The organism is Aeromonas sp. 9A, from assembly GCF_963900955.1.
GTDB classification, from domain to species: domain Bacteria; phylum Pseudomonadota; class Gammaproteobacteria; order Enterobacterales; family Aeromonadaceae; genus Aeromonas; species Aeromonas salmonicida.
Genome location: NZ_CAWRFG010000001.1, coordinates 3,843,061 through 3,864,025, shown reverse-complemented (window position 1 = coordinate 3,864,025; position 20,965 = coordinate 3,843,061). Strand labels below are relative to the sequence as shown.

Here is a 20,965-nt window from a genome sequence, read left to right as displayed (position 1 = left end):
TTGCGGTATCATGTCCCCATTCGGTCCGGCCCCGCCTACTCTGGTCCGGTGCGTCCCTTTTCAGGAATCAAGTTATGGAACAGTGTGATATCGCCATCGTCGGCGCTGGCATGGTCGGCGCAGCCACCGCCTGTCTGCTGGCGGCACAGGGCCTCTCCATTCGGGTCATAGAGACCCAATTGCCCGAGCAATACGCCCCCGAGCAGCCGCTGGATCTGCGGGTTTCCGCTATCAGCCAGGCCTCGGTGGCGATGCTGGATAAGACCGGAGCCTGGTCGCACCTGCAGCAGATGCGGCTCTGTCCCTACCGCCGGCTTGAGACTTGGGAGCTGGATGGCTTTGCCACCCGTTTCGACGCGGCCGATCTCGGCCTGCCCCAGCTTGGCTACATCATAGAGAACCGGCTGGTGCAGCTGGCCCTGCTCAAGAGGATGGAGGATTTCCCCAACATCCAGACCCACACTCCGGCAGCGGTGATGAGCCTGCGTCAGAGCGCGGATGAGGCGGTACTGACCCTGGACGACGGCACAGAGCTTTGCGCTCGCTGGGTGCTGGCCTGCGATGGTGCCGAGTCCCAGATGCGCCGGCTGGCTGGCATAGGCGTGTCCCGCTTTGAATATCGCCAGCACTGCATGCTGATCAACATCGACACCGAGTTTGCGCAGGAAGACATCACCTGGCAGCAATTTACCCCGAGTGGTCCGCGCGCCTTCCTGCCGCTACCCGGCCAGCACGGCTCCCTGGTCTGGTATGACAGCCCGGCCCGTATTCGTGCCCTGTCCGCCATGAGCAACGAGAAGCTGGGGGAGGAGGTGCGCCGCCACTTTCCGGCCCGGCTCGGCGGCTTCACCGTCACGGCCAAGGGGAGTTTCCCGCTGGTGCGACGCCACGCCAATGACTATCACGCCGGTCGGGTAGTGCTGCTCGGCGATGCCGCCCACACCATCAACCCGCTGGCGGGGCAGGGGGTCAACCTTGGCTTCAAGGACGTGGCCTGCTGGACCGGCTTGCTGGCAAAAGCCGGTGCCGACTGGCATCAGCTGGCCCTGGCGGAGCGTTACGAGCGCCGCCGTCGCCCTGACAACCTGCTGATGCAGTCAGGGATGGATCTCTTCTACGGTGTGTTCAGCAACGAGATAGGACCGCTCAAGCTGGCTCGCAATCTGGCCCTCAATCTGGCGGACAAGGCAGGCCCGCTCAAGGAGATGGCGCTGCGCTACGCATTGGGGCTGGTTTGACAGGCGGCTGCCAAATATATTTGGCTGGGATGAGTTGCTTATTTAAATATTGGTGAATTTGAATTATGAAACTATTAGATGGCGAAATAGTTTTCCTCCATATTGTTGCAACGGTAGCTATATTTAGCATTGTTTATTACTTCTTTGGTTTATGGGGAGTTCTAGGTGTTATCTTGCTGATTGTGTGGGGTTTATATGCCTCATATCAAGACTCCCTTGCTGTGGCGAGGAAGAGAAAAGAACAGATGGATACATATGAGAGAGAACAGGAATTGTTAGCTGAGATTCAAAGGTTAAAAGATGAACTGATGAAAAATAACATATGGATATGAGCTTTAATAAAATCTTTTCTATGTGCAATAGAATGTCAAGTAATTAAAAGTTGAGTATTAAGTGATGAAAAAAGCACTGCTGGCGATCGATTTTATCAACGACATAGCTCATCCGGACGGACGTATCGCTGCCTCGGCTGCCCATGTGGTGGAACAAGACGCCATCGCTCATGCCAATCAGGCGCTGGCCCATGCCCGCGGCCACGGCTGGCTGGTGGTGCTCATCAAGGTGGGGTTTGACGGCAATTATCTGCTGCAACCCAAGGGGTCCCCTATGTTCGGCCGAGCCAAGCAGTTTGGGGCCCTGTCGCTTGCCGACAATGGCACCGACTTTCACCCCGATCTTGACGTGCAACCCGGCGATCTGGTGCTGACCAAGCCCAGAGTCAGCCCCTTCTATGGTACCGCGCTGGAGCCGGCGCTGCGGGCCAATCGCATTGACCACCTCTATCTGTGCGGAGTCAGCACCAGCTGGGCCATTCAGGCTGCGGCGCGGGACGGCCACGATCGCGACTACGCCATCACCATACTGGAGGATGCCTGCGCTGCCGCCGACGCCAGCGAGCACCTGGGTTCGTTGCGGATGCTTGGCCGTATCGCCGAGATCATCAAGGTGGCCCAGCTGGAGTGATCCCGCCGGTCAAGGCTGTTTTCGCTCACTATTTTGACATTTTGTCCCCAGGCCCCTGTTGAGCTGGCGCCGTTTTAGGGCAACATGGTGTCAGCATTGATGGCCACAAGGATGAGGGCATGCGTTATCAAGGACGGATCGCGAGCTGGAACGAGGCGCGAGGCTTCGGCTTTATCACGCCGGAGCAGGAGGGGGGCGAGCAGCAAGGGAGCGAACTGTTCGTGCACATTTCGGCCCTGCAATCCGATGGCTCGCTGCCCAACGTCGGGGAGCGCGTCTCCTACCAGTTAGGCACTGGCAAGGATGACAAGCCCAGAGCCGTGCAGGTGTTCTTTCCCGACAGACCCTTGTCGCTGGCGGACGGGTTTAATCCATCTTCTGCATCCCCCCGGCTCGGCAGAGAGACCAGCACCCGATCGCCACAACCAGCATCACCCAGACCCAGACCCAGACCCAGACCCGTATCCCGCCCTCGCCCCGCCTATCGCCACAAGAGCAGCTGGCGCGGCAAAGTGATCCCCCTGCTGCTGGTGGTGGGACTGTTCTCCCTCTACTCCCTTTTTTCGACCGACTCTGTGGTCCCCTTGCCGGTTTCCTCCTTCATCGGTGATGAAGGCAGTGCCTCCCGTAGCACGCCACAGACCTCTGCTCTCAGCTATCAGTGCGATGGTCGTGAGTATTGCTCCCAGATGACCTCTTGCGAGGAGGCTACCTGGTTCTTGCGACATTGCCCGAACACCAAGATGGACGGAGAGGGGGATGGGGTGCCCTGTGAACGGCAGTGGTGTGGTCACTGAGGCTGGCCTGCCCGATTGCCGCTGCGAATATTCACCGCTCTTTTCATGCTGATGTGCCATGTCGGATAGGGTAATACCGGGCCATGCCCTGTCTGTTCGTTGGCGTCACCTTTGTTGGCAAGGTGACGGATGGCGGCTTTACTTCTAGTGCTGACTCGTTTGTTGCCGTATATGCCATTTATTATTTTTTCAGGATCATGGTCATGGTGGATTACTTTCAGGGCTCGTTGTTTCACTTTTCCGAACGGGCGCAGTACTTGGCAGCCTTGCTGAACTCGCTGGAAGACCAGATCGCCGTGATTGATCGGGCTGGGGTTATCCACTACACCAACCTCGCCTGGAACCGGTTTGCCGAGCAAAACGGCATGCCAAAAGGGTATGACTGGCTGGGTATCAACTACTTGCGGGTGTTCGACAGCGCCGTCGAGCCGCTGGTGCTGATGGCGGCAGAGGGGATCCGCCGGGTGCTCTGTGGCGAACAGGACCATTTCCATCTGGAGTATCCCTGCCACAGCCCGGATATACAGCGCTGGTTCATGATGCGGGTCTCCCCCGTACTGGGGGTGGATGTCGAGTTTTATACCATCACCCATATCAATATCACTGAGCGCAAGTTGCTGGAGCTGGATGTGACCCACCTCTCCCAGCATGATCCCCTGACAGGTCTTGCCAACCGGCGCCTGTTCAACAGTTTTCTGCATAACGAGTGGCGTCGCAGCATGCGGGAGCGCACGCCCATCTCTTTCATCATGCTCGATCTGGACAACTTCAAGGCGTGCAACGATCACTTCGGCCATCAGGTTGGAGATGATCTCTTGCGGCAGGCGGGTCACCTGCTCAACGCCTTTTGCCAGCGGCCTGCGGATCTGCCAAGCCGGTTCGGGGGCGATGAATTTGCGGTGGTCCTCGGCAATACCGGCAAGGAGGCAGCCTTGAGGATGGGGGAGGCGATTCGCCTCGGGATCAAGGAGTTGAGTATGAATGAGCTGGGCGATGCCCGGCTCAGCGCCAGTATCGGCATTGCTACCCAGCTTCCGGAGCGGGTGCTGATCTCGGAAGATGAGCTGCTGGCCGCAGCCGACATGGCTCTCTACACGGCCAAGAAGGAGGGAAAAAACCGTTGCCACAGCGTGGCTTGCCCCTCATTACCCAACCCTTGAGTGAAGGCCACATTCGATAATGGGACCGTGGCGAGGCTTTATCCCTTCTGACTCTGCCGGCTGAGGTGTGGGATGTGCCGCCATGACCAGTTGCAGGAATCGATCGCGAATGGGATCGGCAAACTCGGAATTCCAGACCAGACTGATTTCCCACTCTGACTTTGGCCCGGACAAGGGGTAGAGGGTGACGCCCTGGCCTGCGATAAAGCTGACGCTGCGTGGCAGTATGGCGTTGCCGATCCCGGCGGCCACCAACGCGACCAGTGTCTGTATATCCTCTGCTTCCTGGACTATGGCGGTCAGCCGGTTGGCGCCAAGGAAGCTGGCGATCTGCTGGCTCAGCCCAGGACAGCGATGGCCGACCATTTGCAGCAGGGGCTGGTTGGCGAGGGCCCACTCAACGTCGAAGGTGGCCGGATCCGGCCCCGTCATCTGGCTGGGAACGGCCAGCACCAGCCGGTCGGTCAGCAATCTGTACTCTTGCAATTGAGGGGCCTGTGGTCTGCGCATGAAGCCCAGTTGCAACTGACCCGACAGCAGACGCTCATGCTGGGTGGCTGAGGTCATGTCTTGCATGTGTACCATCACATCGGGTACCTGCTGCTTGAAGCGGGCGACCAGCGAAGGAGCCAGCGCAAAGCTGGACAGCCCGAAGCCAATCTTGAGCCGTCCGGCAATGCCGCTCGCCAGCGCCAGGGCATGGCGTTCAAATCCCCTGCCGTGCTCGACCAGTGCGCTGGCCTGGGTGAGCAGCTGGGTGCCGATGGCGGTCAGTTGGGCGCCATGGCGACCCCGGTTGAACAGGGTGCTGCCAAGGGCCAGCTCCAGCCCCTGGATCTGCTTGGTCAGCGCCGGCTGGGTGATAAACAGCCGGCTGGCAGCCTCCCGGTAGTTGGCGGTCTCGGCCAGCATCACGAATGCCTGCAGTTGCCTCAAGTCGAATTTCATTCCGTTTGGTTATCCAATGTGGCGATTAATTGATTATAAATTATCTAACTGCCTTGTTCTAATGGTCTCGTTACGGGCCATTTGCCCGCTCTGACGTGCAACAAGGAGCCATATCATGTCTACCGAACGCTATCTGTTTCTGATCAAGGGAACCCTGGTGATGGCCCAGCCACTGGCTGCGCCGGAGACGGGAGAACTGCTGACCAGCCTGCTGCAACAAGGCTTCGTCGTCGGGCCTTTGCAAGTGTGGGCGAGCAATGCCGAGCAGGCGTTGGCCTGTTATGAGCAGAGTGCCCAGCAGCGGGCCTTCAGCAATGTGCTGGCTGGGGCTTCGTCATGACCCGGCTCACCCTGCGGGCTGCGGCCCTGTTGCTGGACATGGATGGCACCCTGGTTCACTCCACCGACGAGGTAGAAACCGTGTGGCGACTCTGGTGCAGACGTCATCAGCTGGCCCCTGAGCCCGTGCTGGCCATGTGCCACGGTTTGCGCTCGCGGGAGGTGATCCGGGCCCTGGCACCGCAGCTGGACATGGTGCAGGAGGTGGCCCTGCTCGATGAGCTGGAGATCCATCACACCGGGCGCGGTGAGGCCATCATGGGCAGCCGGGCTCTGCTGACCCGCTTGCCAGCCGAGCGCTGGGCGCTGGTCACCTCCGCCAGCCAGAGGATTGCCCGCCATCGGCTGGAGAGTGCCGGTTTGCCGCTGCCTACCCTGCTGGTGGGAGCGGAGGACGTGGTTCATGGCAAGCCGGACCCCGAACCCTATCTGCTGGGGGCCAAGGGGCTCGGGGTTGCCCCTGCCGACTGTCTGGTGTTCGAGGATGCACCGGCTGGCATACAGAGCGCCCTGCGAGCCGGCTGTGCCGTGGTGCAGGTCGGAGGCAAGCGGTTGCTGGATCCGGCCGTCATAGCCGTGATCCAGGATTGGCGTCAGGTGAGTGTGGAGGTAGATGAGAAGGGTATGTTGCAGGTTGGCCTGCTGACCTGACAGGCGTCTGGAAACAAGCAGCCCCCGACCAGCGGGGGCTTGAAGCGGATGTGGGGTCTGGGTTATTTGAAGACGCGAAACCGCACTGCATCATCCATGAAGGTCTTGTCGCCAGCCGGTTGCTCGATGCTGCCAAAAGGCATCTGGGCGCGCAGCAGCCAACTGGCGGGCAGGTCCCACTCCTTGCGTACCGCTTCGTCGATCAGCGGATTGTAGTGTTGCAGGGAGGCGCCAACCTTCTCCTGGGCCAGGGTGGTCCAGACCGCAAACTGGGCGATGCCGGTGGCATGTTCCGACCAGATGGGGAAGTTGTCGGCATACAGCGCAAACTTCTGCTGCAGATCCTTGATGACATCCGTGTCCTCGAAAAACAGCACTGTGCCGAACCCTGCGCGGAAGCTGCCATCTACCTTGGTTTCACTCTGGGCATAGGCGTCCGGTGGCACGATTTTCTTCAGCTCGGCCTTGACGATATCCCACAGCTTGTGGTGCTGGGCGCCAAACAGTATGACGGCGCGGGAGCTCTGGGAGTTGAAAGAGGAGGGGCTGTGCTTGATGGCATCCTGGATCAGGGTCGTCAGCTGCTCCGGCGTGTGAGACACCTGGTCGCCCAGGGCATAGATGGTACGACGTACTTTGATCTGTTCGATAAACGGACTGCTCATAACATCTCCTTTGTTTGACAGATAATCGCATTCGGTGGTCGTTGCAAGGCCATCCGGCTCCGATTGTGCAAGCTATAGACTATAACACTCGCTTCCTCCTTAACCGTCAACGCCCAGTGGTCACTGTTTTTACTCTCCGTGGATATTGGTTGGCAGGGAAGAATGAGCCGCCTCACATTCTGGCGTTTTTAATCCATTGGCGGTTATCCAGCCGATTTCTATCGACGATTGCTCCTGCCTTTTCACCATAAGTTCGGTTCACATCGACTGTTTCAGTGGCAGCGTGATGATCAAGTAGGTGCCCAACCGGGTAGGCGAGCTGCTGACTGCCGAGCCTGGCACCGGCGCCGTCTATCGGATCGGGGGGGACGAGTTTGCTGCCCTGCTGCCGTGGGAGCGCCACGAGCGGGAGTCGCGACTGCATCATCTGCTGGCGCGGGTACGCAACCAGCAGTGGCTGGAATCCAGGCACAGGTCACCCTGAGCGCGGGTGGCGCCCACTACCCGGATGATGGCCTTTTTCTGTTCGAGCGGGCCGACGAATGCCTCTACCAGAGCAAGCGACCGGGTCGGGATCGCTGGCATCTCTTTCCATATCCAGATACTGGCGGTGAGCCTGCATCCCCCGGGGTGACAATATCTGTCTGATCCCTGCATGCCGTTGCCGGGCTGCGACAGCCTGACGCTGGACTAAATACCGTTCACCTTGTGCCGAACTGAGATTTTTTATCTTTATTTTCATGGTGTTAATTTTTGATTTTTCTTCCTGACGTCTTGCCGGGATTCCTTTGGATTAAATGTCAGGCTGTTTGCGCTACTGGCGCGGCGGGTGGCCATTTATATAGTGCAGGGGAAATTAATCAGGTTTGACAGGAGTACCCCATGGAGATGAAAAAGCGCGGCATGAGTGCCCTGGCCCTGTTGGGCTCCCTGCTGCTGATGAGCGGCGCTGTGCAGGCCTCGGAAACCCTCAACACCATACTCGGTGGCGGTGCAGGCGGTGTGGCGGGCACCATGATTGGCAAAGAGCTGGGAGGCGATACCGGTGCCCTGGTCGGTGCGGCACTCGGCGGTGCGGCCGGTGGCGCCGCCACCGCCAACAAGGGAAACAAGAATGAGGCGGCCCTGGGGGGCGCCGTCGGTGCACTGGGTGGTGCGGCCATCGGCAAGAGCGTCGGCGGCAGCACAGGCCAGCTGATCGGGGCCGGTGTCGGGGGGGCCAGCGGCTCGGCCATCGGTGCCAAGACGGGGGATGGTCACAAGAGCAATAACAACCGCTACGATGACGATGATCATCACTACAAGAAACATAAGAAGCACAAAAAGCACAAGAAACACAGATGGCACGACGATGACTGATGTCAGCCTTGCGGCGTGCTGGCGACAAATAGAGGAAGGGGCCAACAGGCCCCTTTTTGCATGATGTGACTCAGATCAGCCGGTGCTGGCGTCGTCCCTCGGCGAAGGCGTTGATATTGTCGATCAGCTGATCCGCGAGGCGCTGCATCGACTCCTCGCTGGCCCAGGCCACATGGGGAGTCAAGATGAAATTGGGGTATTGCAGAGCCTGCATCAGCGGATGATCCGGGGGCGGCGGCTCGACGCTCGCCACGTCGAAACCGGCGCCGCCGAGGCGACCGTTGGCCAGCGCCTTGAGCAGTGCCGCTTCATCCACCAGGCCGCCACGGCCCACGTTGATGAGCAAGGCGCCCGGTTTCATCAAGGCCAGCTCCCGTTCGCCGATCAGATGGCGGGTGTAGGGGGTGAGCGGGCAGTGCAGGCTGACCACATCCGAGCTTTGCAGCAGCGCATCCAGCGGCAGCCGATCTTCGTCGTGGCTGGCGCCTGTCTGGCTCTGGGCGTAACGCACTATCATGCCCATCCCCTGCGCCCGTTCGCCGAGCGCCTGACCCAGGGTACCTTTGCCTATGATGCCGAGCTGCTTGCCGTGCAGATCCATGATGTTGTGGTCGAAGAAGCAGAACTGGCCGCTCTGCTGCCAGCGCCCCTCCAGCAGGGACTGGCGCCAGGCAAACAGGTTGCGCGACAGGGCCAGCATCAGTGCCATTGCGTGCTCCGGCACAGAGGGGCCCGAGTAGTTGCGGATGTTGCACACCCCGACGTTGGCGGCCCGGCATGCTTCCAGATCCACGTTGTCGCTGCCGGTGGCCGCTAGGGCGATCAGCTTGAGATCCGGCAGTTGTGCCAGCTCAGGGGCGCCGATGCGTACCTTGTTGATGATGGCGATGCTGGCATTCCTGAGCCGCTCCACCACCTGCTCGGGGGCCGTGCTTGGATGGCTCTGCCAGTGATGGGGAAAGTCGGGCCGGTGCAGTGTGATGCCCGCATCCAGGGTATCGCTATCGAGAAAAACTATCTGCTGCATGACGCCTCCTGCCATTGGAGCCGTCATGATGCCAAATATGGGCGCCAGGGAGCCAGCCCGAACGTCGTCCATGGTGAATCAATGGCGCTGTCTGTGACGCTGGCGGCATTTGGGGGCAGGCCGAGGTCAGAGCCAGCCGAGGTGGGTGAGCCAACCCTGAATGCGGGTCGGTGTTTCATCCAGCTCCATCAAGGCGTAGGGACGGTAGTTGAGCTTGTGGCTGCGGCGGCTCTCGCTGCGACGAGCTTCGGCGGCCAGCAGGGGCCAGCGCCCGCCCTCTTCCTGATAGAGATCCAGGGTCGGCATGGTGGCCTGGGCTACCTGCTTGGCCAGGGTCTGGTTACTTTGCACATTCGGAAAGAAGCCATCGAGCAGCACCAGAGCATCGGGGGCGGGCACTTGCTCGCTGGCGATAAGATTGGTGGCCCAGGCGGCGCTGGTGCCCTGGGCCAGTATCAGCTTGAAGCCCCCTTCTTGCAGCTTGGCATCCCCCAGCTTGATGATGCGGGCGGCAAACTGCTTGCGAAAGTCGTCGATGGCCTGCTGTTTCTTCTCGGCGGCGGGGTCCAGCTCTGCTTGTTGAGGAGAGGGAAGCAGCAGCAGGGTATCGAAGCCGAGCCGGCCGAGGGCCCGTGTCAGTTGCCACAGCTGGCCGCTGCGCTGCCAGTCCGGCAGCAGGATCGCCAGCCCCACATAGCTGTCGCTGTCGTGCTTGGCAAACAGCACTGTCTGCTTGTCGATCTGGGTGCTATCGGGCAGCCCTTGCCAGTCGCTGTTCTGCCAGTAGTCGAGGGGGGCGGGTGGCGTGACTTCGCTGGCCTGCGAAGCACCGCTTGCCAGCAGGGTCAGTAACAGCAGTGATAAGGATAATCTGGCCATAGTGCGCTCCCCGGTTAACTGGGTTAGCGGCGGCGGGCTGGTTTTCTGAAGTGCGGCCAGGGGATCAATAAAAAAGCGAGCCAATGGCTCGCTTTTTTGCATTCAATTCAAGGGGTCGATCAGGAGAGGCGACGCTTGAACTCGCCGGTGCGGCTGTCGATTTCGATCTTGTCGCCGATCTCTACGAAGGCGGCAACCGCCAGCTCGTAGCCAGTGCCCTTCAGGCGGGCAGGCTTGGTCACTTTACCTGAGGTGTCGCCACGGGCGGCCGGCTCAGTGTACTCAACTTCGCGAACTATGGTGGTCGGCAGTTCTACGGAGATGGCTTTCTCGTTGTAGAAAGTCACTTCGCAGATGTCTTCCATGCCGTCTACCAGGTAGTTCAGCACGTCACCCAGGTTGTCTTTCTCGACGTCGTACTGGTTGTACTCGGTATCCATGAAGACATACAGGGGATCGGAGAAGTAGGAGTAGGTGCACTCTTTACGCTCCAGCTGAACCACGTCCAGCTTGTCGTCGGCCTTGAATACGGTCTCGGTCGCGCTACCGTTGAGCAGACCCTTCAGTTTCATCTTGACCACGGCGGAGTTACGGCCGGATTTGTTGAACTCAGCCTTCTGGACCACCATCGGCTCGGTGCCGATCATGACTACGTTACCAGCGCGGATTTCCTGTGCGGTTTTCATGTAAAAAATTCCTGTTCGTGAAACGGACGGATAAAAACTGCCAGATTATATACGGCTTTCTAAAAATTTCACCAACCGCGTGACGAGATCCCCGTCCTCGAGCAGCTTCTGTGACCAGCTTCGCGCATCTTGCTGCCAAATAGCGCTATATCGGGGCCATTGGGCCCAAAGTTTGCTGGTATCTTCCCCCAGGTTGAGGGCGTGGTTGAAAGCCCGCAACCATTGGGCTGCCTCCGGGGGAAAGTCCGCCAGATAGTGATCGAGAAAACCCTCCAGCTTGACCATATGGGCCTGCTCTTCCTGCGGGTAGATGTGCCACAGGAAGGGGCGGGCGGCCCACTGTGCCCGCACGAAGGAGTCCTCGCCGCGCACCAGATTGAGATCGCAGCTCCACAGCAGCCGGTCGTAGCCTGCCTGATCCGTCATGGGCAGCAGCTTGATGGTGAGACTGCCCGCGTGCAGCAGAGCCCCCGCCTTGGCGGTGACGATGGCGCTCGCAAGGCCGGCGCCGCGCAGCACGTCATTGAGCGAGCGCCCCAGCGGCAATAGCAAAGTGACGGGGGTTGGGCTCTGGCACCAGCCCTCTATCAGGCTCACAAGCGCCTCGCTCTCGTAGGTAAAGAGGCTGACTCTCAGCTCATTGTCCCCTTTGGGCGGCAATCCCAGGCTGGCCCAGTAGGCGGCAAGGCCAGTCTCATCCTGTTGCCACTGCTCACGTTCGGCGATGAGCCCCTGTTCGCACAAGAGGCCGCCGGTGCTGGGGGTGAAGCCCGGGAAGAAGAAGTATTTGTTGAGGCTCAGGTCGCCGACCCGCTGGGGCGACGCAAGGCCGTGGCAATCTTCAACCCAGGGTTCGGCTGAGAGGTACTCCAGATTGATCCAGCAGGGGGTTGGCTGCTGCTGCGCCATACGTTGGGTAAAGGCAGCGGGCAGTTCGCAGGCAAACGCCTCTATGACCACCTTTGCCGGTATCACATCCGCCGGCAGCGCGTTGTGCCAGTGCTGGATATAGATGCCCTGTTGCCACTGACCGTCCAGCGCGGGATCGAGCCCCGGACAGATGCGGGCGAAGCTGGCCAGATCGTCCACCCAGAGCCTGACGCTACCCTGGTCTTGCTGTTTCAACTGACGAGCGAGCCGCCAGGTGACGCCTATGTCGCCGAAGTTGTCCACGACGCAGCAGAAAATATCCCAGTCGAATGGCGGTAGTTTGAGTGGCGAAGAGGTTGTCATGTGAGGGCACCGATGGAAAAGAGATACAAAAAAACCGGTGTGCAGGGTAGCACACCGGTGGGCTGGCTTCTAAGGGACTGCCGTCAGCCTGCCTGGCTCATCGCGTTGCGCTGGCAGACAGCAGGGGCAGGTTCATTCCTTGCCGTAGACGTTGTTCTCTTGCTCGCGCACCCGGATGAAGGTGGTGCGCTTGGTGAGCTCCTTGAGCTGGCTGGCACCCACGTAGGTGCAGGTAGAGCGCACGCCGCCCAGGATGTCGCGCACCGTGTTCTCGACCGGGCCGCGGTAGGGCAGCAGCACGGTTTTGCCCTCGGAGGCGCGATAGTCGGCGACGCCGCCGGCGTGCTTGTCCATGGCGCTCGATGAGCTCATGCCGTAGAACTTCATGAAGGGGGTGCCATCCACGTCCACCACTTCGCCGCCGCACTCCTCGTGGGCTGCCAGCATGCCGCCCAGCATCACGAAGTCGGCGCCGCCGCCGAAGGCTTTGGCCACGTCACCCGGGCAGGTGCAGCCGCCGTCACCGACAATCTGGCCGCCCAGACCGTGGGCCGCATCGGCACACTCTATGATGGCGGAGAGCTGGGGGTAGCCGACCCCTGTCTTGACCCGGGTGGTACAGACCGAGCCCGGGCCTATGCCGACCTTGACGATGTCGGCGCCGGAGAGGATCAGCTCCTCGACCATCTCGCCGGTGACCACATTGCCCGCCAGGATGACATGGTTCGGGCAGGCTTCACGGATCTTGCGCAGGAACTCGACGAAGTGCTGGGAGTAGCCGTTGGCCACGTCCACGCAGATGAAACGCAGGGCGGTTGACATGGCCAGGATCTGGCGGGTCTTGGTGAAATCGTCTTCGGAGGTGCCGGTCGATACCATCACATGGCCGAGCAGTGCCGGATCCGTGCTGTTGACGAAGGCTTGCCACTGCTCAAGGCTGTAGTGCTTGTGTACCGCTGTCATCATCTCGAAGCCTGCCAGTGTCCTGGCCATGGCGAAGCTGCCGACGGTATCCATGTTGGCGGCGATGACGGGAACGCCCTGCCATTGGGTCTGGGTGTGCTTGAAGGTGAACTGACGGGTCAGGCTGACTTGGGAACGGCTCTTGAGGGTAGAGCGCTTGGGGCGGAACAGGACATCCTTGAAACCGAGCTTCAAGTCTTCTTCGATACGCATTACGAATTCCTTATTGAGCCTTGTTGAAAGTCACTTTTGCAGTGGTCAATTTTCGGCAGGCGCAAAAAAACCGGCGGTTTTCAGGGCCTCCGGTTTACAACAGTGTAGGCAAAAATCCCGCCAGAACAAGACTGATAATTCACACATCATTGTGGTAGCCTTTGGCGTCACAACCTGAGCGCAGCCTCAGGTGTCATCCAGCACCACTTTTTCTCCGAACGCCTCCGCCACTTAACGCTTCAAAAGAATCCCTTTGTGGCCTGAGGCCGTGATCCTGACGCGGGCAGCTCGAGCGCCGCGCTCACCGGCATGACGCCGCGTTTCGTCAGTTGACAGCAGGCGTTTCCATCCCCACTCTTGGCCTCTCGGGCCCTTGTCGGCCCTGATCTGACGAGGAATGAAGATGCTTGTATTGCGAACCATGACCTTGCTGCTGGCTTGCCTCTCCCTGCCGGGAATGGCATGGGCGGCAGCGTCCCCTGCCGTGTATGGCTGGATTGAGAAGGGACTGATCATGCCAGGCAGTGTGGCGGTGAAGATGAAACTCGATACAGGCGCACTGACCTCTTCAATGGATGCGCGGGATCTGCACCACTTCAAGCGCGATGGCAAATCCTGGGTGCGCTTTACCCTGCAACTGACCGATGCCAACACCGACAAGCCGGTGAGCCAGACGCTGGAGCGTCCGGTGGAGCGCATGGTCAAGGTGCGAGGCGCTGGCGGTATGGAGCAGCGGCCGACGGTGACCATGTCCATCTGCCTGGGGGACAAGGTATACAAGGAGTGGTTCACCCTGCGGGATCGCAGCAAGATGATCTATCCGGTGCTGATTGGCCGTCGTTTGCTGGCGGAGCTGGGTGCAGTGGATTCGAGCCAAACCTTTACGGTGAAGCCCGCTTGCCGTTGAAGGTCAATGTGAATGTCATGAACAAGGAAGTGGAGGCCCCGGCCTCCACTTTTTATTGATGCGCATTGCCAGCTTTATGCCAAGGCGCGCAGGGGCGGCGCTGGCAGCCGCACGCTGACTTCCAGTCCCCCCTCTGGCCGGTTGTGGATGTCCAGATCTGCGCCGTGCAACTGGGCGATGCGCGAGACGATGGCTATGCCGAGCCCGACGCCGTCACCTTGCTGGGGATTGACCCGAAAGAAGCGCTCACACAGGCGCGACAGAGCCGCAGTGGGTATGCCGGGGCCTGTATCGCGGATATCGATCCTGACCCGATTGCCCTCCTGCTGTACCTCGACCGCGATCTCGCCCTGGGCCGGGGTGTAACGCAGCGCGTTGTCGATGAGGTTGCTGAACATCAGATCCAGCAGTGTGCTTTGACCCATCACAGTCAAGTGTTCGGCTCCCTCCAGTGACAGCTGCTGGCCCTTTTTAAGGGCGATGGGCGCCAGCGTGGCCAGTGTGCCTTGCAGCAAATTCCCCAGGTCAAGTTCGGTCAGCTCCAATCCTTGCTGGCTGTCGATGCGCGCCTGGGTCAGCAACTGGCGGATCAAGCGATCGCTGCGATCGAGCGCCAGCAACATCTTGTGCAGTGACTGCTGGCGGCTGGCGTCATCCTCGGCGGCCAGCGCATTCTCGCTGTGGATGCGCAGTACCGCCAGCGGCGTGCGCAGCTCGTGGGCCGCCTCGTTGGTAAATTGCTTCTCCCGATCTATGGTGTCGGCCAGAGCGTGCATCAGGCGGTTGATCTCGTCGGTGAGCGGGGTCAGCTCCTGGGCGCGGATCTTCAGGTTGAGCGGGCTCAAGTTGGCAGGATGACGTTCGCCTATGGCCTGTGCCAGCAGTCGCAGTGGCGCCAAGCCACGGGAGATGAGCCACCACAGCAGACCGAGCAGGAAGGGCAGCGTGATGAGCAGCGGCAACATGGCCAGGGTAGCCATCTTGCTGGCCAGTTCACTGCGCTCGTCATCCCGCTCCGCCACGACGAGCCAGGTATGCTCGTTCTGGTTATAGAGAGTGAAAGTGCGCCATTGATGCCGGTCTTTTTCTACCGTGTTGAAGCCGGGGGCCAGCTCGACCAAGGGCTGGTTCGGGGCGCTCGGGGAGCGCAGCAGTATGCTGCCTTGCTCATTGAGCAGCTGAAAGTAGAGATTGCGCTCGAACTCGTGTCCAAGGGGGGTCAGCTCCCTGTCTTCTCCTCGCAGATTGAAGCTGGTGTCCTTTTGCCACTGGTCCGGGTTGTGCTGCTCCCACTCTTCATAGACGGTGCCGTTGGCGGGCAGGGCGCTGTGCTGATCCAGATAGCGGCTGAGCAGCTGGTTGGTGATGCGGGAGGATTGAGCGAGACGAGCATCGAACAGCTCCTCCATCTCGTGGCTCGCCTCCAGATAACCGATAAGGGCGCTGATGGCCAGGCTGGTACTGACCAGCGCCAATATGCCGGAGAGCAGAAAGCGGCGGATGGAGCGGGGGTGATTCATGCAAAGGGCTCCCTGTGCTGTGGCTGCTCAGAGTCGGGGGATATGTTGCCGCTGCCGCGAGCTGAACCAGGGTGACTCATGCAAGGTGACCTTTGTGCTGTGACTGTTCAAGCTGGGGGACTATGTAACCGACACCACGGATATTGCGGATGAGGTCGCTGTAGAACTTCTTGCGCAGATGGTGGATATGCACCTCCACCGCATTGCTCTCGGCGCCTTCATCCCAGCCATACAGGCTCTGCTGCAACTGATCCTTGCTCAGTACCCGGCCGCTCTGGGTAACGAGCTCCTGCAACAGCTTGTATTCGTGGGGGGTGAGCTTGACCGGTTCGCCCCGATAGGTGACCTGTTGTGACTCCGGGTGGATGAGGATGTCGCCGTATTCGAGCACAGCCTGGGCTTGCCCCTTGCTGCGTCGCACCAGGGCGCGCAGGCGGGCATTGAGCTCCTGCAGGGCGAAGGGCTTGACCATGTAATCGTCGGATCCCGCATCCAGCCCCAGCACCCTGTCGTCCAGGGCATCGCGGGCCGTGAGGATCAGTACCGGCAGCACCTGGCCTTCCCGGCGCAACTTGCGCAGCAAGCTGATGCCGTCGATGTCCGGCAGATTGAGATCCAGAATGAGGGCGGCGAACTCCTCACTCTTGAGCACAGACAGGGCGGGCAGCCCCTGCTGCAGCCAGTCCACCGTGTAGCCACTGCTGCGCAGGGCATCCACCATGCCATCGCCCAGCATCACATCATCTTCTACCAGCAGGATCCGCATTGTGTTCCCTCTTGCTACCTAGTTCATGGTTTACGCCAGTGACATAAACGACGCTGCCCACCAGTATGCAAGCGGGCGGGCAGAGTTTACATCACTGATTTATCAGGGTGATTTATAGCTTGGCGAGCCGGTCGCGGATTTCGAGGCGACGGCCCTGATCTGCCAGCTCGCGGCCGGGGCGGTCCGGTGCGGCCAGCGCCTTGTCCAGATAGGTTTTCGCTTCGGCTTTGCGACCCTGATCCAGCAGGAAGTCACCATAGAAGAAGTTGGGATCGATGCCGGCGGGGTTGAGTGCCAGCGCCTGCTTGAGCAGCTCCTCTGCCTTTTCATCATCGCCAAATCCCACCGGCCAGCCCGGTACCTGGTAGTAGAGTGAGCCCAGACTGGTGTAGGCAGAGCCTTCCAGCGCCTTGGGATCCTGCTTGAGGGCGATCTCCAGTTTGGCCTTGGCCTCTTTCACCAGACCCAGGGCGTCAAGCCCACCCTTGGCGCCGGCCCAGGTGCTCTTGACGATGGCCGACCAGATCAGCAGGTCGGTCCGAAAGGCCTCTTTGGCGCTGGCCTGATCGGCCTGGCTGCTCAGGGTTTCAAGGCAGATCTCCTTGGCCTTGCCGGTTTGCTGGTACTGGCAGACGGCCCACTGTTGCTGGATCGGAATAAGCACATCATCCGCAGCCGCGACACAGCTTGAACCCAGCAGGAGGGCGATGGCACAGGAGGTGGCAGAGTTAAGGGAAAAGCTCATATCAAGGTTCCTTTTTGGTCGGGATCGGGCGGGACAATGCCGGTTGCGGCGCAGCGCTTGCGCTGGTGTCTGCCGTCCTTGGTGGAAGGTGGCGGGCGTAGCGTTCAATGATGGGCAGTTGTTTGGCCAGCGCCCGATCGACGATGCCGGGCAGCAAGGCATTGAGCCGCACGAACAGTTTTTCCGGCCAGCCGAGCCAACTGCGGCTGGTCTCGTTGCACAGGGCGATGACGGCGGCTTCGGCAACTTCCTGCGGGCTGTCGGTCTGGGTACCGAGCTCGGCATTCATCTCGTATGCTGCCTCTGAGTTGAGACGGGTACGGGTCGCACGGGGAGCGAAGTGCAGCACCTTGATACCGGAGCCTTCCAGTTCCCGTCCCAGCGCTTCGCTAAAGCCGCGCAGGGCGAACTTGCTGGCACAGTAGACGCTGTAACCCGGATACCCTATTGCACCAAAGCTGGAGCCGATATTCATGATGATGGCGGGTTTGCGCAAATGGGGCAGCAGGGTGCGGGTAAGCTGAATAGGGGCCTCGATATTGAGCAGCAGCTGACGCTCCACCTGCTCGGCGCTTTGATCTTCCAGCCAGGCGAACTGGTTGCAGCCAGCGTTGTTGATCAGCACATCCAACCCCTCTTCCAATGCAGGGTGTTGCAGCAAACGGGCCCGTTCCTGGTGGGATCCCAGATCGGCGACCACTGTCTGGTGGTGTTCCGGATGGGGCAGCTCCTTGCAGAGGCGATCCAGCACGCTGGCTCGGCGACCGTGCAGCAACAGGTGTGCCCCCTGCGCCGCCAGCTCCTGGGCCAGTGCTTCGCCGATCCCGCCGCTTGCGCCCGTGAGCAGCACTCGCTTTCCTTGCAGTTTCATCGGGTTGGGGTTCCTGTTCCTTGATTGAGCCTGCCGTGGGTGAGCGACATGTCTTTCTCCCTTTGCCGTCTCATTGCGGGTTGTCTGTCAGCTGATAGAGCATGTCGGCATAGAGGCGATAAACCACCTTGGCCGAGTGGATGATGGCGGCCTGATCGGCGGGATCTTCAACCCGGTTCATCAGGGACTCGAAGAACTTGAGATGTTCCTGATCCAGGGTGCCGTGGGAACTCAGGTAGCTCATGGCCTGAGGTGGCAGACCGAGGCCCGCCTTCAACTGATCGGCCACGGTCAGGGCGATGGCGACACTGGTGCCTTCCAGCACCTGCACCATGCCGAAGAATCCCATGGGGTTGCCGCGCTGGATCTGGTCATAGAGAAAAGCCACCATCAGCTCGATGGGCAGACCGGGCTGGCCATGGCGCACTGCCTCGGCATCCCCGCCACAGGCGCGGATATCGTTCAGGATCCACTCCTGATGGCCATACTCCTCATCGATATATTCGGCAATGGCGCCCCGTACCCATTCGTACTCCTGACCCAGCTTGCCGCCTGTGGCCATCAGCAGCGGTACCGTATGGCGCACGTGGTAGAAGGCTTGAGACAGAAAATCAACATAGGTGCCACGGGAGATATCTCCCTTGCGGCACGCCTCTATGATGGGGGCATTGAACAGATGTTCCCGTGCCGATGCGGTGGCATGTTGCAGCGTGTGATAGAAGCTCATGAGGTCTCTCCGGTAAGGCATTGGCTGATTTGACGGGAAAAATGGTGATAGATCCGCTCGCGGCGGGGGCGACCGTTGGCGGTCAGCAGATCGGGATGCTGATCCAGTGTCACCGGCAGCCAGTGATGGATACGGGCATAGTCGGGCAGGCGCTGATTGAGCTGCTCAACCTGTTGCGCCAGCTGGGCGTCTGCACCGGGTCGCGACTGGATCAGGGCGACGTTGGCGGGCTGACCATCGCCGAAGATCACGATGCGGGCAATGGCCGGACAGAGCTGGGCTTCGGCCTCGACCCACTCGGGGGAGAAGTTGCGGCCAAAGGCGGTGATCTGCACGTTCTTCTTGCGCCCCGTGATGTGCAGGTAACCCGCCTCATCCAGATGACCCAGATCGCCGGTGGCGATCTGCACGGTAGAAGGATCATCGATAGCAAACCGGGCGGGTTGTTGTTCGTCTGAGCCCAAATAACCCAGCATGGCAGCGCCCTCCACCAGGATCTCGCCATCAGCGGCGATCTTGATCCGGCAGTGAGGCAGAGGCTGACCCACGTTGCCGAGGCTGTGGCCATCAGGCCCATTGAGTGCGACGACGGAGCCGCATTCCGACAGGCCATAGCCTTCAAACACCGGCAGCCCCAGCTTGCGGGCACGGCTGATAAGCTCGGGGGCGACCTTGCCGCCGCCCACGGCGACGAAGCGCAGGCTGGTGAGGCGTTCGGCCAGTGCCACATTGGCACTGCACAGGGCGATCAGCAGGCGCAGCAACTCGGGCACCAGCACCAGGCTGTGGGTAGGCCAGCGCAGCAGGGCCTGGGTCAGGGTGGCCGGATCCAGCTTGCTGGAGCCGGAAAATCCCAGCTCTCCCTGCGAGGGAATACGGCTGCAGGCGCCGGTGAGCAACGGCACGTAGAGGCCGGTCAGGTTCTCCAGCAGTGTGGTCAGCGGCAACAGGGTCAGGTGTTTCTCTACCTGCGCCGGGGCGACTCGCAGGGCCAGCGAATCACAGACCGCCATCATATGTTCAAGGGAGAGACAGACTCCCTTGGGTTGCCCCGTGCTGCCGGAGGTGTAGGTTATCTTGGCGGTACCAGCGGGCAGGGTGGGCACCCGTACCGGCTGGATGCGCCACAATGGCAATTCACCCACAGAGAGGAGCAGTGGCGCACTTGCCTGCCAGCCCTGATGATGAGGGCCGATCAGGGCATCTGCGCCGCTGCTCTCCAGTAGCCACTCCTGCTGCTCCGGGCTGAAAAAGTGCGGCACAGGAATGACCACTATGCCTGCCTTTGCACAGGCGAGATCGATCAGCGCCCAGGGCAGGCCGTTATCCAGTTGCAGTGCCAGCCGGGCAATGCCTGCCTGTTGCAGGCGATCGGCCAGGGCGGAGATCTGCAGCCACAACTGTTCGTAGCTGATCCTATGATTGCTGCCGCTCAGCGCCGTGCTGTGCGGATCACTGTGGGCGAAGTGGGCTATCCGGTCGAACAGCATCATAAGGCGCTCCGCTGCGGGCAGTTGAACAGGGATGGCATGGGGGCGAGCAAGGAGAGCAGCAAGCTGCCCTGGGCCAGGGCTTGCCGCCCCTGATTGAGGTCACCCACCATCACCTTGGGCTGGCAGTGGTAGTAGGCTCCCCAGGCATTGGCATCCTCTCCGACCTGGTCGGCCCTGGCGGGGGCCAGCTCGATCAGGTTGAGACTGAGGCGATGAAAACTGTTGCGCAGCTTGGCTGTGCTGGTGAAGACAACGTGATCGAGGGCGTTGTCGCACAGCAAACGACACAGCGCCGCAAACATCAGGCGGGCATTGCCCGGTTCGTTGCAGGCCAGATTGCCGACCTCGACGATGCGATCCCGCCGGGCACGCACACCCAGCCTGGTCTCGATAGCTGCCTCTATGGGCTGATCCAGATACTGTTCCAGATAGAGGCGCTCCTCGCTGGCCTGCTTGAGGCCACAGGCGCCGACCAGCAAGCCATCGGCCCGGTAGAGACCCAGCAAGCAGGGCAGGAAGTGGGGGATACGGGCATCGAATTCGTGGCTGTAGGCGGCCTGAATATAAGCCTGCAAGGCCATGACCTGTTCCGGTGTGTCGGCCAGGATCAGCCGGTAGGGGGCTTGAATGTCTGTGGTCATGGATGGCTCCTTCTTGTCTGTTAGGGTCAGACTAAAGGGGCAAACTTAAGAAACACTTAAGAGTGGGAAGAACAGCCTCATTTTTACCCAAAGGAACAGAAAACAGCCGCAACTAGCGGGGCTGCAGGCGGTTATTCCATGGGACAAAACCCCTTGTCAGCGGCCGCCGGGGCA

At 60.5% G+C, this 20,965-nt stretch carries 23 protein-coding genes and 1 pseudogene; 10 read left to right on the top strand and 14 right to left on the bottom strand.

What is annotated here, in order from left to right; all coding sequences use genetic code 11:
- The first annotated feature begins 74 nt into the window (after nucleotides 1-74).
- The 5 genes from AACX78_RS17805 to AACX78_RS17785 all read left to right on the top strand — a co-directional run bounded on the left by AACX78_RS17805 (nucleotide 75) and on the right by AACX78_RS17785 (nucleotide 4,158).
- Nucleotides 75-1,238: an FAD-dependent monooxygenase gene (locus AACX78_RS17805; protein ID WP_159166995.1), complete on the top strand. Its 1,164-nt coding sequence runs from the start codon at nucleotides 75-77 to the stop codon at nucleotides 1,236-1,238.
- Between the two features lie 65 nt (nucleotides 1,239-1,303).
- Nucleotides 1,304-1,570, top strand: coding sequence for a hypothetical protein (locus AACX78_RS17800; protein ID WP_159166994.1), 267 nt, complete (start codon nucleotides 1,304-1,306; stop codon nucleotides 1,568-1,570).
- 64 nt (nucleotides 1,571-1,634) lie between these two features.
- A complete protein-coding gene (locus tag AACX78_RS17795) occupies nucleotides 1,635-2,201 on the top strand; it encodes a cysteine hydrolase family protein (protein ID WP_159166993.1) in 567 nt (188 codons plus the stop codon).
- 119 nt (nucleotides 2,202-2,320) lie between these two features.
- Nucleotides 2,321-2,998, top strand: a complete 678-nt coding sequence (locus tag AACX78_RS17790) for a cold shock domain-containing protein (protein WP_159166992.1) — start codon at nucleotides 2,321-2,323, stop codon at nucleotides 2,996-2,998.
- A gap of 203 nt (nucleotides 2,999-3,201) precedes the next feature.
- Entirely contained in the window at nucleotides 3,202-4,158 is a 957-nt protein-coding gene (locus tag AACX78_RS17785) for a GGDEF domain-containing protein (RefSeq protein WP_159166991.1), read from the top strand.
- Here the strand turns inward: AACX78_RS17785 and AACX78_RS17780 are convergent.
- Complete coding sequence (locus AACX78_RS17780) at nucleotides 4,144-5,106, bottom strand: LysR family transcriptional regulator (protein WP_059111456.1); 963 nt, start codon at nucleotides 5,104-5,106, stop codon at nucleotides 4,144-4,146. The genes AACX78_RS17785 and AACX78_RS17780 overlap by 15 nt on opposite strands.
- Nucleotides 5,107-5,221: 115 nt before the next feature.
- On the opposite strand from AACX78_RS17780, the gene AACX78_RS17775 reads away from it, so the two are divergent.
- Nucleotides 5,222-5,446 carry a hypothetical protein gene (locus AACX78_RS17775; protein WP_058393800.1) on the top strand — a complete coding sequence of 75 codons (225 nt, stop codon included), beginning with the start codon at nucleotides 5,222-5,224 and terminating at the stop codon, nucleotides 5,444-5,446.
- A complete protein-coding gene (locus AACX78_RS17770; RefSeq protein WP_159166990.1) occupies nucleotides 5,443-6,096 on the top strand; it encodes an HAD-IA family hydrolase in 654 nt (217 codons plus the stop codon). The genes AACX78_RS17775 and AACX78_RS17770 overlap by 4 nt, the downstream gene beginning before the upstream one ends.
- A gap of 62 nt (nucleotides 6,097-6,158) precedes the next feature.
- On the opposite strand, the gene AACX78_RS17765 is transcribed toward AACX78_RS17770, so the two are convergent.
- A complete protein-coding gene (locus AACX78_RS17765; RefSeq protein WP_021138189.1) occupies nucleotides 6,159-6,761 on the bottom strand; it encodes a nitroreductase family protein in 603 nt (200 codons plus the stop codon).
- Nucleotides 6,762-7,068: 307 nt separating this feature from the next.
- Here AACX78_RS17765 and AACX78_RS17760 point away from each other — a divergent pair.
- Nucleotides 7,069-7,409: pseudogene (locus AACX78_RS17760) on the top strand (diguanylate cyclase domain-containing protein); the annotation flags it as partial.
- Nucleotides 7,410-7,643: 234 nt separating this feature from the next.
- Nucleotides 7,644-8,120, top strand: a complete 477-nt coding sequence (locus tag AACX78_RS17755) for a YMGG-like glycine zipper-containing protein (RefSeq protein ID WP_021138191.1) — start codon at nucleotides 7,644-7,646, stop codon at nucleotides 8,118-8,120.
- A gap of 70 nt (nucleotides 8,121-8,190) precedes the next feature.
- Here AACX78_RS17755 and AACX78_RS17750 read toward each other — a convergent pair whose 3' ends face one another.
- From AACX78_RS17750 to AACX78_RS17730, 5 genes are all read right to left on the bottom strand, one after another.
- Entirely contained in the window at nucleotides 8,191-9,147 is a 957-nt protein-coding gene (locus tag AACX78_RS17750) for a D-2-hydroxyacid dehydrogenase (protein ID WP_159166989.1), read from the bottom strand.
- Nucleotides 9,148-9,273: 126 nt separating this feature from the next.
- On the bottom strand, nucleotides 9,274-10,026 hold the full coding sequence (locus AACX78_RS17745) for a DUF3530 family protein (RefSeq protein WP_021138193.1): 753 nt from the start codon (nucleotides 10,024-10,026) through the stop codon (nucleotides 9,274-9,276).
- Nucleotides 10,027-10,145: 119 nt separating this feature from the next.
- Complete coding sequence (efp, locus tag AACX78_RS17740) at nucleotides 10,146-10,712, bottom strand: elongation factor P (protein WP_021138194.1); 567 nt, start codon at nucleotides 10,710-10,712, stop codon at nucleotides 10,146-10,148.
- Between the two features lie 45 nt (nucleotides 10,713-10,757).
- On the bottom strand, nucleotides 10,758-11,945 hold the full coding sequence (gene earP / locus AACX78_RS17735; protein WP_159166988.1) for an elongation factor P maturation arginine rhamnosyltransferase EarP: 1,188 nt from the start codon (nucleotides 11,943-11,945) through the stop codon (nucleotides 10,758-10,760).
- Between the two features lie 132 nt (nucleotides 11,946-12,077).
- Entirely contained in the window at nucleotides 12,078-13,121 is a 1,044-nt protein-coding gene (locus AACX78_RS17730; RefSeq protein ID WP_058393805.1) for a GMP reductase, read from the bottom strand.
- 403 nt (nucleotides 13,122-13,524) lie between these two features.
- On the opposite strand from AACX78_RS17730, the gene rloA3 reads away from it, so the two are divergent.
- Nucleotides 13,525-14,028, top strand: a complete 504-nt coding sequence (gene rloA3, locus AACX78_RS17725) for a retropepsin-like aspartic peptidase RloA3 (RefSeq protein ID WP_159166987.1) — start codon at nucleotides 13,525-13,527, stop codon at nucleotides 14,026-14,028.
- 74 nt (nucleotides 14,029-14,102) lie between these two features.
- On the opposite strand, the gene AACX78_RS17720 is transcribed toward rloA3, so the two are convergent.
- The 7 genes from AACX78_RS17720 to AACX78_RS17690 form a co-directional block, all read right to left on the bottom strand.
- A complete protein-coding gene (locus AACX78_RS17720; RefSeq protein ID WP_159166986.1) occupies nucleotides 14,103-15,548 on the bottom strand; it encodes an ATP-binding protein in 1,446 nt (481 codons plus the stop codon).
- A gap of 76 nt (nucleotides 15,549-15,624) precedes the next feature.
- Nucleotides 15,625-16,314, bottom strand: coding sequence for a response regulator (locus tag AACX78_RS17715; protein ID WP_005317257.1), 690 nt, complete (start codon nucleotides 16,312-16,314; stop codon nucleotides 15,625-15,627).
- 112 nt (nucleotides 16,315-16,426) lie between these two features.
- Nucleotides 16,427-17,059 carry a tetratricopeptide repeat protein gene (locus tag AACX78_RS17710; RefSeq protein ID WP_159166985.1) on the bottom strand — a complete coding sequence of 211 codons (633 nt, stop codon included), beginning with the start codon at nucleotides 17,057-17,059 and terminating at the stop codon, nucleotides 16,427-16,429.
- A gap of 1 nt (nucleotide 17,060) precedes the next feature.
- A complete protein-coding gene (locus AACX78_RS17705) occupies nucleotides 17,061-17,930 on the bottom strand; it encodes an SDR family oxidoreductase (protein WP_159166984.1) in 870 nt (289 codons plus the stop codon).
- Between the two features lie 70 nt (nucleotides 17,931-18,000).
- A complete protein-coding gene (locus tag AACX78_RS17700) occupies nucleotides 18,001-18,657 on the bottom strand; it encodes a TenA family transcriptional regulator (RefSeq protein ID WP_021138202.1) in 657 nt (218 codons plus the stop codon).
- Nucleotides 18,654-20,150 (bottom strand): AMP-dependent synthetase/ligase, encoded by a 1,497-nt coding sequence (locus tag AACX78_RS17695; protein WP_159166983.1) that lies wholly within the window; start codon nucleotides 20,148-20,150, stop codon nucleotides 18,654-18,656. Before AACX78_RS17695 ends, AACX78_RS17700 begins: the two co-directional genes overlap by 4 nt.
- Nucleotides 20,147-20,791 carry a thermostable hemolysin gene (locus AACX78_RS17690; RefSeq protein ID WP_159166982.1) on the bottom strand — a complete coding sequence of 215 codons (645 nt, stop codon included), beginning with the start codon at nucleotides 20,789-20,791 and terminating at the stop codon, nucleotides 20,147-20,149. Before AACX78_RS17690 ends, AACX78_RS17695 begins: the two co-directional genes overlap by 4 nt.
- Nucleotides 20,792-20,965 lie beyond the last annotated feature (174 nt).

Bases quoted from the DNA above. Each gene is read 5' to 3' on its own strand.
- AACX78_RS17745 (WP_021138193.1), bottom strand. From the start codon at position 10,026: ATGGCCAGATTATCCTTATCACTGCTGTTACTGACCCTGCTGGCAAGC.
- AACX78_RS17695 (WP_159166983.1), bottom strand. From the start codon at position 20,150: ATGATGCTGTTCGACCGGATAGCCCACTTCGCCCACAGTGATCCGCAC.
- AACX78_RS17795 (WP_159166993.1), top strand. From the start codon at position 1,635: ATGAAAAAAGCACTGCTGGCGATCGATTTTATCAACGACATAGCTCAT.
- AACX78_RS17715 (WP_005317257.1), bottom strand. From the start codon at position 16,314: ATGCGGATCCTGCTGGTAGAAGATGATGTGATGCTGGGCGATGGCATG.
- AACX78_RS17720 (WP_159166986.1), bottom strand. From the start codon at position 15,548: ATGAATCACCCCCGCTCCATCCGCCGCTTTCTGCTCTCCGGCATATTG.
- AACX78_RS17800 (WP_159166994.1), top strand. From the start codon at position 1,304: ATGAAACTATTAGATGGCGAAATAGTTTTCCTCCATATTGTTGCAACG.
- AACX78_RS17780 (WP_059111456.1), bottom strand. From the start codon at position 5,106: ATGAAATTCGACTTGAGGCAACTGCAGGCATTCGTGATGCTGGCCGAG.
- AACX78_RS17710 (WP_159166985.1), bottom strand. From the start codon at position 17,059: ATGAGCTTTTCCCTTAACTCTGCCACCTCCTGTGCCATCGCCCTCCTG.
- AACX78_RS17805 (WP_159166995.1), top strand. From the start codon at position 75: ATGGAACAGTGTGATATCGCCATCGTCGGCGCTGGCATGGTCGGCGCA.
- AACX78_RS17750 (WP_159166989.1), bottom strand. From the start codon at position 9,147: ATGCAGCAGATAGTTTTTCTCGATAGCGATACCCTGGATGCGGGCATC.
- efp (WP_021138194.1), bottom strand. From the start codon at position 10,712: ATGAAAACCGCACAGGAAATCCGCGCTGGTAACGTAGTCATGATCGGC.
- AACX78_RS17690 (WP_159166982.1), bottom strand. From the start codon at position 20,791: ATGACCACAGACATTCAAGCCCCCTACCGGCTGATCCTGGCCGACACA.
- AACX78_RS17700 (WP_021138202.1), bottom strand. From the start codon at position 18,657: ATGAGCTTCTATCACACGCTGCAACATGCCACCGCATCGGCACGGGAA.
- rloA3 (WP_159166987.1), top strand. From the start codon at position 13,525: ATGCTTGTATTGCGAACCATGACCTTGCTGCTGGCTTGCCTCTCCCTG.
- AACX78_RS17785 (WP_159166991.1), top strand. From the start codon at position 3,202: ATGGTGGATTACTTTCAGGGCTCGTTGTTTCACTTTTCCGAACGGGCG.
- AACX78_RS17765 (WP_021138189.1), bottom strand. From the start codon at position 6,761: ATGAGCAGTCCGTTTATCGAACAGATCAAAGTACGTCGTACCATCTAT.
- AACX78_RS17775 (WP_058393800.1), top strand. From the start codon at position 5,222: ATGTCTACCGAACGCTATCTGTTTCTGATCAAGGGAACCCTGGTGATG.
- AACX78_RS17705 (WP_159166984.1), bottom strand. From the start codon at position 17,930: ATGAAACTGCAAGGAAAGCGAGTGCTGCTCACGGGCGCAAGCGGCGGG.
- AACX78_RS17770 (WP_159166990.1), top strand. From the start codon at position 5,443: ATGACCCGGCTCACCCTGCGGGCTGCGGCCCTGTTGCTGGACATGGAT.
- AACX78_RS17755 (WP_021138191.1), top strand. From the start codon at position 7,644: ATGGAGATGAAAAAGCGCGGCATGAGTGCCCTGGCCCTGTTGGGCTCC.
- AACX78_RS17730 (WP_058393805.1), bottom strand. From the start codon at position 13,121: ATGCGTATCGAAGAAGACTTGAAGCTCGGTTTCAAGGATGTCCTGTTC.
- earP (WP_159166988.1), bottom strand. From the start codon at position 11,945: ATGACAACCTCTTCGCCACTCAAACTACCGCCATTCGACTGGGATATT.
- AACX78_RS17790 (WP_159166992.1), top strand. From the start codon at position 2,321: ATGCGTTATCAAGGACGGATCGCGAGCTGGAACGAGGCGCGAGGCTTC.